The 12,713-nt window shown below is 54.1% G+C and carries 10 protein-coding genes; 2 read left to right on the top strand and 8 right to left on the bottom strand.

Annotation, left to right across the window (positions count from 1 at the left end; genetic code table 11):
* Positions 1 to 173 precede the first annotated feature (173 nt).
* The 7 genes from FBQ85_16845 to FBQ85_16875 all read right to left on the bottom strand — a co-directional run bounded on the left by FBQ85_16845 (position 174) and on the right by FBQ85_16875 (position 7,044).
* Complete coding sequence (locus FBQ85_16845; GenBank protein MDL1876814.1) at positions 174 to 842, bottom strand: hypothetical protein; 669 nt, start codon at positions 840 to 842, stop codon at positions 174 to 176.
* A 5-nt stretch (positions 843 to 847) separates the two neighbouring features.
* Positions 848 to 1,621 (bottom strand): hypothetical protein, encoded by a 774-nt coding sequence (locus FBQ85_16850; GenBank protein MDL1876815.1) that lies wholly within the window; start codon positions 1,619 to 1,621, stop codon positions 848 to 850.
* 6 nt (positions 1,622 to 1,627) lie between these two features.
* Positions 1,628 to 2,536, bottom strand: a complete 909-nt coding sequence (locus tag FBQ85_16855; protein MDL1876816.1) for a hypothetical protein — start codon at positions 2,534 to 2,536, stop codon at positions 1,628 to 1,630.
* 313 nt (positions 2,537 to 2,849) lie between these two features.
* Positions 2,850 to 4,148: a Glu/Leu/Phe/Val dehydrogenase gene (locus FBQ85_16860; protein MDL1876817.1), complete on the bottom strand. Its 1,299-nt coding sequence runs from the start codon at positions 4,146 to 4,148 to the stop codon at positions 2,850 to 2,852.
* 60 nt (positions 4,149 to 4,208) lie between these two features.
* On the bottom strand, positions 4,209 to 4,364 hold the full coding sequence (locus tag FBQ85_16865) for an amino acid synthesis family protein (GenBank protein ID MDL1876818.1): 156 nt from the start codon (positions 4,362 to 4,364) through the stop codon (positions 4,209 to 4,211).
* A 207-nt stretch (positions 4,365 to 4,571) separates the two neighbouring features.
* Positions 4,572 to 6,242: a hypothetical protein gene (locus FBQ85_16870; protein ID MDL1876819.1), complete on the bottom strand. Its 1,671-nt coding sequence runs from the start codon at positions 6,240 to 6,242 to the stop codon at positions 4,572 to 4,574.
* A complete protein-coding gene (locus FBQ85_16875; GenBank protein MDL1876820.1) occupies positions 6,085 to 7,044 on the bottom strand; it encodes a rhomboid family intramembrane serine protease in 960 nt (319 codons plus the stop codon). The genes FBQ85_16870 and FBQ85_16875 overlap by 158 nt, the downstream gene beginning before the upstream one ends.
* A gap of 423 nt (positions 7,045 to 7,467) precedes the next feature.
* Between FBQ85_16875 and mtnA the strand changes: the two genes are divergently transcribed.
* Positions 7,468 to 8,529 carry an S-methyl-5-thioribose-1-phosphate isomerase gene (gene mtnA, locus FBQ85_16880; protein MDL1876821.1) on the top strand — a complete coding sequence of 354 codons (1,062 nt, stop codon included), beginning with the start codon at positions 7,468 to 7,470 and terminating at the stop codon, positions 8,527 to 8,529.
* A gap of 167 nt (positions 8,530 to 8,696) precedes the next feature.
* Here mtnA and FBQ85_16885 read toward each other — a convergent pair whose 3' ends face one another.
* Entirely contained in the window at positions 8,697 to 9,893 is a 1,197-nt protein-coding gene (locus FBQ85_16885) for a 4Fe-4S binding protein (protein MDL1876822.1), read from the bottom strand.
* A 291-nt stretch (positions 9,894 to 10,184) separates the two neighbouring features.
* Between FBQ85_16885 and FBQ85_16890 the strand changes: the two genes are divergently transcribed.
* A partial coding sequence (locus FBQ85_16890) for a peptidase M16 (protein ID MDL1876823.1) occupies positions 10,185 to 12,713 on the top strand: 2,529 nt, incomplete at its 3' end.

Consider the following 12,713-nt stretch of genomic DNA (forward strand, 5'->3'; position numbering starts at 1 on the left):
CCGAGAATCCCGAAGGGATGTCATGGTTATAGAAAGATAGCCAAAAGTAACAGGGGATAACCCTGTAAGGGTGACATATTTACTGCACCAACTTTGGGGGATTGCACCCAATAAGGTATAAAGCGTAAGACGTAGTTATTGGAAAGACGCCCGGGCGGTGGTGTTCTACTGACTCACAACCGCGTCACGCCCTCAACACTCACGCGCACGGAATCAACGCCTGGCGCGCCGGGGGTGAGGGCGCGATAGGCGCTGATGACAATCGTTGCCGGGCCGGAAAGGCCTTCCACCCGCCAGGGTTGTTGATAGGGCGGGGAATTGTCGATTCCCAGGAGATTGCCTCCGGCGCGAAACTCAACACGCTCGATGCCGTTGGGATGGCTCGCCAGCGCTTCGATTACAATAACGCCGATGCCGGGAATGAAGGCGTTCTGCTTGGGTTGAATAATCTCAACCGTGGGTTGCTCAACGGCAATCACTGGCAGCGTGACCGCGCCTTCCGCTTCGTCATTTTTATCATCCCGCACTTTTACGGAAATTTTATAATCGCCCGCCACCGCAGGGGCAGTCCAACGCACGTGGCTTCCGGTGGTGGAGGAAAGCGTGCCGCCGGCCGCGCTCCACGCAAAAGAAAGCGCGCCGCCCTCCGGATCATGCGCTTCCACTTTTATCGTCGTGGTGTCTGCCGGAAAAAGCGAAGAACGCAACGCCACCACCTGATCGACGACCGGCGGTTCATTCGTTTCGATGAGCTTGCCCAGCTCCTCGCAACCGAAGGAAGCGCTGAGCGCCATTGCCAGCAGTGCGCTAATTTTGAGCAAGAAACGGATTCTTGTCTTCATATGCTTCATTCTGCTAACGCCGCTTGCAACACTTCACGTCCTGAAGTGAGGTTGCGTTCGATGAGCACGGCTGCTTGCACGCGATTGGCGTTTTGCACGCCGGTGAGATTTGTCGCGAATCGTACTGTTCTGGTATCACCGGCAGCCAAGCCATTCACAGCCTCGGGAGAGAAAACTTTGCGAACCACGTGGCGATGTCCCGCTAGACCTAAATCTTCCCAAACCACAGCAGTAACCGCAAATTGCGAGGCCGGGCTGTCTCCCAGGCGCGCAATCGTGGCGTTGATTTCAATGCCGGTTTCTGCAATGGATTTTTTTGCTTCAAGGGTGAAATACGCAATCTTGCCGGACTCATTTTGCAGCGCTGCGCGGTAACGTTGCGCGGCAGTATGCGCGCTGGAAGCGCCTTGCAAACGAGCCAGCGTGCCGTTGAAAAACACATCAGGAACGCCCGGATCAGCCGCGGCCAGATTGTTATACCGGTCCGCGCTTTCCTGCAACGCGTAGCTATCGTTATAATTCGCGCTGGGAAGATGATGTTCAACAATAATGATTTGATCCGAGGCCAACGCCAGCGACAAACTGTCCAGCGCCCGCAACGCAAACGGACTGAAGGGCGTCGCGTCATTCACAAACGCTTCAACGAAAATCACACGCGGCCGCTCGCTGCGCGGATTCTTGGGATCCAGAGGATTGTTGCGCTCCAGCTCTCCGCAGGCACAGAGGAAAAGGAGGCCGCTCCAGAGCCAAAATCGCGAGTTTTGAATGATGGTTCTCATCGTTTTTTAAAAGTGCAGCATAACGCCCAAACGTATCGTGGCATCATCTGCAAAAAGAATCAGGCCTTGTGTTCGCCAGGATTTTTCCGGCGCCGCAGCAAGTATGCGGTTTTGTTCGGATTGATTCTTGAGCCAAAGCTGCAAGCTTGTGAGCGCCAATGCGCCCGAAACAATCGCAGTGACGTTGCGGACTTTGCGAAAATCGCCGGCGCGGCTGTAATATTTATCGATATCTTCCAAACGATTTGCTGATTGATAATTATCGTAGGCCTGGTGGTGAATTGCGTGGGTGACGCCCGCGGCAGCGGCCGTCAGTGCGGTGGCCAACGCAAGCCAGGTGGTGGGATAATTTTTCAAACGCAGACTTTGGCGGTATTGCCCTTCGCCGGTCAAATTGTAGAGAATATTCGAAGCCAGCATGCGCACCATGTCTTCGCTCGCGTTGCGGTCGCCCACAACTTTTTCGCCGCGTACCTTTCCGTTTTCGACTTTAAGAATGTGGCAATCAATGCGCAAACGTGAACCGGACAGGCTGATTTCGCCGTTCAACAAATACTGCGCGCCTGCCAGTTGCCCAACTTCCTGCGCGGTTTTCTGATCGATGAGGCCGGTTTGCGCCAGGGCTTGTTCCTGCAAAACCATTTCCAATTTTTGGCGTTCTACCACCCAGATGCCGGAGCCCGCGCGCGAAAGCTCAGTTTTGAGCATTTCCGGCACGTTCTTTTCCAACACATCGAGGTTGAACTGACCGCTGTTGTTTTTGAAATCCAAAACGGCGACGGTGATGGCGGCGGAGTCAGGAGGGGCGACGGTGGGAACCGGCACCTGTGCCTGAGCTGAGGCGCCGAATCGTATGTGATATATCAAACACAGGGCGGCGGTGAGTGTAACACTCAAATCATGCAATCGTGACATTTTCTTGGCGCGAACATCGGAAGTGAGGAGGTGGGCACCGCCTATGCCTCGCTTGTCGTTCCAGATACATTAAAAATTTTGTCGCTGGAAATGTCTGGAAAATCGCGGCGCAATGCAAGGGAATTTATTGCACTTTTTGATGCCAGCTTCTCACCGATATGGTTATGTCAGCACTATTTGTATTTTGATTCATGCTGCAAATGAAATTCCTCATGCCTTGAAATCAAAAAACAATCCGATTTCGCACAAAAAAGCCCGGGCATTGAGAGAGGCCCGGGCATGATTTTGAAACTTGCCGATGAGAAAGCAAATCTCATCCGTAAATTCCTCGCAATGCCAATGTTTTGGCGACGCGATCAATGGCAAGCACGTATGCGGCAATGCGCATGTTGACTTTGTACTTGTCGGCGGTAACAGTAACGTCGTGCAGCGCCTCGTTCAGCATGCGCGTCAAGCGGCTGAACACATCTTCTTTCGTCCAGAAATACCCCATGCGATCCTGCACCCATTCGAAATAGCTCACCGTCACGCCGCCGGCGTTGCACAAAATGTCGGGAATGACGACGATATCACGATTGGCGAGAATGGGATCGGCCTTCGCGCTGGTCGGGCCGTTGGCGCCTTCCGCTATGATGCGGGCTTTGATGCGATCGGCGTTGCGGCTGTTGATTTGATCTTCCAACGCGCAGGGCGCGAGTACGTCGCATTCCAATTCGAGCAACTCGGCATTTGAAATCACGTCGCCGCCTTTGAAGCCTTCGAGCAGGCCCTTGTTGGCGTTGCGATGATTGATCGCCGCTTCGATATCCAGGCCTTTTGCGTTGTAATAAGCTCCGGTGACATCGCTGATGGCAACGACCTTGCAACCGATTTCGACGAATTCCTTGGCTGCAACAGAGCCGACATTGCCGAAACCCTGAATGGCGACGCGCGTGTCTTGCGGCGCCATGTTCATTTTCTCCATCATCGCGTGCGTCGTGATGACGACGCCCTTGCCGGTGGCCTCAACGCGGCCCTGCGAGCCGCCGAGAAAAATCGGCTTGCCGGTGACCACGGCCGTGGTGGTGTGGCGCATGTGCATGGAATAAGTGTCCATGATCCACCCCATGACCTGCTCGTTGGTGTTGACATCGGGCGCCGGCACATCGCGCTCCGGGCCGAAAATTTCCAGCAAACTCGCGGTATAACGCCGCGTGATCTTCTCCAGCTCGACTTTCGTCAGATTTTTGGGATCGCATTTCACCCCGCCTTTGGCCCCGCCGAAGGGGATATTGGCCACGGCGCATTTCCACGTCATCCACGCTGCAAGCGCTTTCACTTCGGAAAGATTCAAATCCGGCGTGTAACGAATGCCGCCCTTGGAAGGCCCGCGCACTTCGTTGTGAATGACGCGATAGCCTTCGAAAACTTCGATTTTGCCGTCATCCATTTGAATCGGCACAGACACGATGATTTGCCGCAGCGGCGTGCGTAAGTACTCGTAGACACCCGGGTCGAGATTCAAAATTTCTGCCGCCACTTTGAAACGGGCCATCATCGATTCAAAGGGATCGTCATCGCTCGCTTTGATTGGGGCAGCTTCAACATACTTGAATTGAGTCGCGCTTTCCATGCAGTTCTCCTCATGAGGTTGTGGTACGGCCGGCGGGGTGCCCGGCAAAGAAGCCCTAAATCAAGGTTGAATGGGTTGCGATGATTGCTGCTCACGCTGCAGTTTGCGAATTACTTCCAGGACGACTTTGCGCAGCAACGCCGGATCAGCGTCTGGCCCCAACTCGTGGAGGGTTTCGCGCACAATGCGGCGCAGCAGGTCTTCAGAAATTTCCATATAGAAATCAACGCAACAATTCGGTTGGCCGCCAGGGCGCGCCTTGTTTGGTGCGATCAAAAGCGGTGCAAGTTTTTGATTTTTTTGAGCGAACCCGGCGGGGAAAAGCGGAATAGTTACAAATAAACAAAGCCGCCAACAATTGTTGCGGCTTGATTTTCGGAGGGCAATATAAGAGTTTTCGGAATTGTTGCAAGAAAATTTTGGTTAGGAACCCACCTCGTACTTCTCTTTGAAGCGTTTGATGCTGTTCATGATGGCCCGGGCCATTTTCTCCTGCACGCTGGAATCGCGCAGCAGGCGCGCTTCTTTGAGATTAGAGATGAAAGCCATTTCCACCAACACGTTGGGCATGGAAGCGCCGACGAGCACGCGAAATCCGGCTTGATGCACGCCGCGATCAGGCAGGCCCACAGCCGCGCGCATTTCCTCCTGAATAATGGCGGCAAAATCTTCGCTTTCATGATTGAAGGCATTTTGCGCCATCGCCGTGAGAATGAAATCCTCCTCGCGCTGCGCGTCGAGCGGGGCATCGGTATCATACTTCACCACGGAGTTCTCCAACAATGCCACTTCCAACGCTTCATCGGTTTTCGCCGGGCCGAGAAAATAAGTGGTGGTGCCGTTGACGCGCCGGCTACGATTGGCGTTGCAATGCAAACTGATAAACAGCTTGCCTTGCGTCATGTTCGCTTTCGAGGTACGATCATCAAGGCTGACATACGTGTCACTCTCACGCGTCATCACCACTTGCAAGCCGAGTTTTTCTTCGATCATCTTGCGCAGCCGTTTTGCCACTTGCAGGGTGATGTCCTTCTCGCGCGTGCCGTCGCCGGCAATGGCGCCCGGATCGCGGCCGCCGTGGCCGGGATCCAGCACGATGGTGTCTATGCGCCATTTCTGGCGCACCGTTTCCAGGTTGCGCAACACGTCGGTAGGCACGACTTCCTGCGTGCGCAGCGACACCAATATTTGATTGCCCTGCCCGCTGATACTCACCAGGCTCGGGTCGATTTCCTCGCGCAATTGCACTGAAAGTTGGGCCACCTCACCGGTTTGCACGGGGGAGATTTTTTGTACCCAGCTATTCGCGCCGATTGCGCGGACGGCGCCGGGCGCAACGATGCCGCCAACGAAATCGAGATACATCCAGTCGCGCGTGAAGCGGGTATTGATGTGCTTGCGCACAAACGGTTGTGTCGCTTCAATACGAATGAGCGTGCCGTTGGCTTTCTGTTCGACTGCGATCTCGGTGATGTTGGGGATAGGGTCTGCCTTTACGGCTGACGGCTCGCCGCCGCCCAGGCTTTCAGGCCAGGCGCCGGGATAAAGCGGGCGAATGATTGTGATAAAATAACGCCACGGCACGAGGATATCGTCATTGCCATAACTGGTTTCAATCGGCAGTTGCAGCGTACGGTCGTCAACTTGCACGAACGGATTCATCGCCGTGACTTTGACTTCAGCATTGCCGACGTAGACGATGACCTTGCGCGCTTTTTCGCTGTAAAACGTGCGCAAACCCAGCAAATCCGTCAATTCTCCGAGCGCGACGAATTCGACCTCGCCGGTTTCCGGCAGCTTGACAATGCCCAATGGAGCGCCGGCCAACTGCGCGTGCAAAACGGCCGGCACAATAAAAAGTAAGAGCAGAATGAACGGAAGAATGATGACGCGGGTGGATTTTCCCATGGCAACCACGCGAAAGCTGACGGGAGGGTCAGTTTGGGCCAAAATCTTCTGAGCGGATGTTTTCCTGGTTGAGGGTTTGGCTGGCACGTTTGAGAATCTGTTTTTCTTCTGAGGTAAGATTGTCAAATCCAACTTCATTAATCTTATCCAAAATCGCATCCACTTTTTCACGCAGGTGCATCTCATGCTGGCGGCGGCGCACCACTTGCATACGGCGCCGGGATTGTGCACGCTGCTTGAACCAATCCGAAATTTTGCCAAAAAATGGCGTTGACCGCCCGCCGGGAGCAGTGTAGGAGTAATGGTCGAAATTGCGCGGCCCCCGCGCTTTCCACGGCCAATCTATTTTAAGATAAAGAAAGCCGACAACCATGCCGCCCAAATGAGCAAAGTGCGCGACCCCGTCTTCTGCGCCCTGCACGCCCATGTACAGCGCGATGGCCGCCACGATCATGACGAGGTATTTTGCCTTGATTTGCACCGGCAAAATAAAAAACAACAGAAACGTGATAATCAAATCCGGGAACGTCAGGCCGAACGCGGCTAACACGCCAAAGATTGCGCCGGAGGCGCCCAACACCGGAATGGGCGAGTTGAAATTGAGCATCAGATGAACCAGGCCAGCGCCCACGCCGCAAATAAAGTAATAGCGCAGAAATTCCGTGGTGCCCCAAAACCGTTCAAGCTCGCAGCCGAACATCCACAACACCAGCATATTGAACAAAATATGCCAGATGTCGCCGTGCAGAAACATATACGTGAACAACTGCCACACGGCAAAATCCTGCCGCAGCGTCAACTGCGCCGGCAATTCCGGGTGGGGCAAAGAACACAGGGCAAACCACGCTTGCAGGAAATCGATCTTGAACACCAATTCGGCGATATTCTGCAGCACAAAGCAGACAATATTGGCGATAATCAATCCCTTGACCGCCGGCGTCCAGGCCGAACCGATTCCAAAACGATAGGATTGCCCGTAAATATTCATGGTATGCTAAAATCTAAATTTAGGATTCGCTTGTGAGACGGCCTATACTTCTACAGGCAGCAGCCGGAAATCGCGTAGTCTTTTGCCGGTGATTCAACAATGTTTCAGCATTGACACGAAACGGATATTGGCAATGCAAGCGGAATGAACATCTGCAGGCGGCCGGCGCATCAGTATTTGAGGAGAAGCAATAACGTTTCACGCGCGATATTATGAAACCATGCTTTAAAAGTCAAGCGGAACGTTCGGGCCGCAAACCGTCAAGGCCGGGCAAGCGCCAAAAAATTTTTCAAGAGGGTTGACTTTGAATCGAATTTCTTTTTCTTTCTGAAAAATGCTGCTTTGGGGGAATGCAAGCCTTACGTCTGCCGACAAATCGTATTGCACGCGGTTTCACTCACATTTTGACCGAAGGGACGACTCATGCCCGTTACCACCATCGAATGGCGCCATCACAAAGTCCGTTTGATCGATCAAACCCGCTTGCCGGAAGAATTGGTTCACCTGGATCTCGAGGAGGTGGATGATCTTGGTGAAGCGATCAAAAGCCTGCGCGTGCGAGGCGCGCCGGCGCTCGGCGTTGCCGGCGCATTCGGCGTTTTGTTGAGCATACGGAACCTCAAATCAGAAGACAGCAAAGATGCGCTGTTTTTGGAGCTGGATCGCGCGATTCGCTATTTGCGCGGCACGCGGCCGACCGCGGTTAATTTGGGGTGGGCATTGGATCGCATGCACGCCGTGGCAATGAAGCAGCGTGATGCCACGGTGGCGGAGATTAAAGATTCGCTGTTGGCAGAAGCATTCGATATTTATGAGCGCGACCGCGTCGTCTGCCGGGCGATGGGCCGGAACGGCGCCGAACTCGTGCCGGCGAACGCCAATGTGATCACGCATTGCAACACCGGCGCGCTGGCCACGGCTGATTTCGGCACGGGCTTGGGTGTGTTATTTACCGCCCATGCCCAGGGGAAAAAACTGCATGTGTTTGTTGACGAAACGCGGCCGCTGCTGCAAGGCGCGCGTTTGAACATGTGGGAATTGCGCCACGAGGGCATTCCTTGCACGTTGATTTGCGACAACGCCGCTGCCTTTGTGATGCAGCGCCAGAAGATTGATTTTTGCATTGTGGGCGCTGATCGCATTACGCGCAATGGCGACACTGCGAACAAAATCGGCACCTATTCGCTGGCGGTAAACGCACACCGGCATGGCATTCCGTTTTATGTCGCTGCGCCGATTTCGACCATTGATTTTAGCAAACTCACCGGCGCGGAGATTCCCATCGAAGAACGCGGGGCAGAAGAAGTGACGCAGGGATTTGGCCGGCGCACCGCACCGCCAGACTGTCGTGTCTACAATCCCGCATTCGATGTCACGCCGCATGAATTGATTGCGGCAATTATTACTGAGGCCGGCGTGATTCGTCCACCATTTGTTGAGAATTTGGCCAGGCTCGCTGGCTTCGACAAGCTCAGCCAGCGATAAGCAACACAAGTAGCTGGCTTCGACAGGCTCAGCCAGCGGGATGCTCAGCACGTAGCTGGCTTCGACAAGCTCAGCCAGCGGGATGCTCAGCACGTAGCTGGCTTCGACAAGCTCAGCCAGCGGGGCAAACAGCGGGAAGCTCCGGCTGAGTTTTGACTACGCGTTTTTTACCTTCCCGGATGTCCATAGGCCTCGATGCGAGGCATATGGCGCAGGTAATCCTCGTTGGAAATGGAATTGTGCCATAAGCCTGCCAGCATTGCCGCGCCGGTGATGGCCACGAACACGCCGGCGATCAAAGCCGCGAACACCGGCGCGGGAACGATGCGTGCGGGCACGCGCGTTTTCAAATCCAATGTCTCTTTCACCGGACAAACCTGCGCGCATGCCAGGCATGCCATGCACTCATCCGAATGCACACGCTTAACGCGATGCACCTGGACATTCGAGGGGCATGCTTTGGTGCAAAGCTCGCAATCAATGCAGTTGTCGACATTGCGCGTGATCTTCACCGGGCTGAACAAGCTGCCGAGGCCGAGCAGCGCGCCATAGGGGCAAAGATAGCGGCACCAAAAATTCTTGATCGGCAGCGACAGCAGCGCAATAACGCCGATAATCCACAAACCCGTGCTGTCGATGCGTTCGAAAAAGTAAAGCATTTTGATGTCGGCGACTTGATTATACGCGCTGTTAATGAATGCGTTTAACGCGTGCCGGCCCATCTTCGCCAGGATGGCATAGAGAAAAAAGTAAAGCAGCAGATACTTGATCATCCGCAGCGGCCAATCCAGGAATTTCGGTACGCGCAGATTTTTTCCAAACAGCCAGCGCCCGAATTTCCAATGCAATTCCGATAAAAACCCCACCGGACAAAGCCAGCCGCAAAATGATTTTTTCAACAAAACACCCAGCGCCAAAATCGCCAAAAAAATAAACAGCGCGGCCGGATGAATCAGATTGACGCTGCCGGTGAGCCACCAGTGTTTGAGCGAAATGAGTGCGCTCAACGGCAGGAAGCCTTCGACGCCCGGCGGGCGCTGCGGCGCGGCGCCCATGCCGCCGCTTTCCAGCCAGCGCACGAACAGAATGAACTCCACGCCGATCCAAATGGTCAACGCGGCAAACGCGATCTGTACATGCACACGCAAAAATTGTGAATCATTTTTGAGCCGCCACTGCCAGCGCCAGAAGGGTGTGAGCTGGGCGGGAGCGTAACGCTGCCGCCGCAGCTCAGGCGGGATTTTTTTGGATGCAGTAACGCGGGGCGGCTTCGAGTGAATCGTCGTAACCGGCGAAACGGCAGACATGTTTATTCTCCAAAGAGTTTTGGCAAAAGTTATAATTTGTGCTTGAACAAATCGCATGCCTAAAACCCAGCTTGGGAAGAATGTGAGTCCTAACGAAATAACAATGATTTAAATCGGATACTTTTGTCGGATATAAGTCCGGACGCGCCACGGTTTCTCGATCTCAAGAAATTCTCAGCATAAATTTCCGAATCCTGTGAATGACTTGTATTTTCTCGGAAACTTGTTAGATTAGTGTCCGCCCAGAGCTTAAAACCGTTTGGGCGACAGCTCTTGAGGCATGAAGTTTCGCAATGAACATCTTTTGACCAAACTGCATCACGTAATTTATAATCTTTTGAGGATGGCATGACAACCCACCACGGCTTTACGCTGTTGCGAGAACAGGAAATTCCCGAATTGAATACCAACGCGCGGCTCTTCCGCCATGTGAAAACCGGCGCGGAATTGCTCTCACTCGAAAACGACGACGAGAACAAGGTTTTCGGCGTCACCTTTCGCACGCCGCCGCAAGATTCCACCGGCATCGCGCATATCATGGAACATGCCGTGCTCTGCGGCTCGCGTAAATACCGCGTGAAAGAGCCGTTCGTCGAGTTGATCAAAGGTTCGCTCAACACGTTTCTCAATGCCTTCACGTTTCCCGACAAAACTTGCTACCCGGTGGCGAGCCAGAATCTGAAAGATTTTTACAATCTCATCGAAGTTTATCTCGACGCAGTTTTTTATCCGCTTATTCCGCCGCAAACGTTGCAACAGGAGGGCTGGCATTATGAGGCGGAAAATGGCGCGTTGAGTTACAAAGGCGTGGTGTTCAATGAAATGAAGGGCAATTACTCCTCGCCCGAGCGTTTGCTGGGCGAATACACGCAGCAGTCGCTGTTTCCCGGACACACCTACGGCGTCGATTCCGGCGGCGATCCGCGCCACATTCCCGAATTGACCTACGAACAATTCAAAGCCTTTCATGAAAATTTTTATCATCCCTCCAATGCGCGCATTTTTTTCTACGGCGATGACCCCGTAGAAGAACGGCTGCGCCTGCTTGATACCTATTTAAGAGATTTCGATCACAAGCCAGCGAATTCCGCCATTCCGCTGCAAACGCGCTTCGATTCGCCCAAGCGCTTCACCCACCAATACGACCCCGGCGAGGAAGCTGATCTTGCCAAAAAAGGCATGGTGACGGTGAACTGGCTGCTCACCGAAACGAAGGATGCGCAAACCACGCTGGCGTTGAGCGTTCTTGCGCACATTCTCGTCGGCACGCCGGCGGCGCCTTTATACAAAGCATTGATCGACTCCGGCCTGGGTGAAGATGTGGCGGGCGCCGGACTTGAATCTGATTTGCGCGAAATGTATTTCTCCACCGGCTTGAAGGGCATTGCCGTTGCTGACGCAGACAAAGTTGAAGCGTTGATTCTGCAAACCCTGCAAACGCTGGCGAGCGAGGGCATCGATCCCGATACCATCGCGGCTTCGCTCAACACCATCGAATTCAGCTTGCGCGAGAAAAACACCGGTTCCTACCCGCGCGGCCTGATCGTGATGTTGAGCGCGTTGACCTCGTGGCTGTATGACGGCGACCCGCTCGCCCCGCTGGCCTTCGAGAAAAATCTGGAAACGATCAAAACGCAATTGGCAAGCAACAAACGTTATTTTGAAGAATTGGTGCAGCGCCATTTGCTGCAGAATTCGCATCGCACGACGGTGATTCTCATGCCGCAACCGGGACTGGCCGCGCAAGAAGAAGCAGCGGAGAAAGAACGTTTGGCCGCCGCGCGCGCGCGCCTGTCGCAAGCCGAGCTGCAAAAAATAATCGCCGAGGCGGAAGAACTCAAGCAACGCCAGGAAACGCCGGATTCACCGGAAGAACTGGCGAAGCTGCCGTTTCTGCAACTCGCAGATGTCGATAAAAAGATTCGCACGATTCCGCTCGCTGTTTTAGAACAGGCGGGCACGCCGGTTTTATATCATGACTTGTTTACCAACGGCATTGCCTATCTCGAAGTCGGTTTCGATCTGCATCGCCTGCCGCAAGCTCTGCTGCCTTATCTTTCGCTGTTCAGCCGCAGCTTGTTGGAAATGGGCACGGAAAAAGAGGATTTTGTCAAGTTGATGCAGCGCATTGGCGGCAAAACCGGCGGCATTCGTTCCACCAGTTTGACTTCGATGCGCCACAATCAAGGCGACGAGAGCAGCATTTCGTGGCTCTTTTTGCGCGGCAAAGCTTTGATGCCGCAAGTCGATGATCTGCTCGCGATTTTGCGCGAGGTGTTGCTCACCGTACGTTTGGATAATCAAGAACGTTTCCGGCAAATGGTGTTGGATGAAAAAGCCAGCCAGGAAGCGGGCATGGTGCCGAGCGGACACAGTGTAGTCAGTGCGCGCATGCAAGCGTGTTTCAATGAAGCGGGCTGGGCGAATGAGCAGATGGGCGGGGTGAGTTATTTGTTCTTTCTGCGCCAGTTGGCAAAGGACGTTGACTCCGACTGGCCGAAAGTGTTGGCCGCGCTGGAGGAGATTCGCGCCATCCTCGTCAATCGCCGCGGCATGATTTGCAATGTCACGCTGGATGAAAATAATTGGAAGCAATTCGGGCCGAAACTCGCCGCCTTTCTCGATAGTTTGCCGCAATCCCGCACGGGCGGGACTGCGCAATGGTCGCCGCAATACAGCAATGGTTTTGAAGGTTTGACAATTCCGGCGCAGGTGAATTATGTCGGCAAAGCCGCGAATCTCTATCGTCTCGGCTACGAGTATCACGGCTCGATTGCGGTGATTTCAAATTTCCTGCGCACGACCTGGTTGTGGGAGCGTGTGCGCATGCAGGGCGGGGCGTACGGCGGCTTCTGCAGCTTTGGCCGGCATTCCGGC

The organism is Cytophagia bacterium CHB2 (genome assembly GCA_030263535.1).
Classification (GTDB): domain Bacteria; phylum Zhuqueibacterota; class Zhuqueibacteria; order Zhuqueibacterales; family Zhuqueibacteraceae; genus Coneutiohabitans.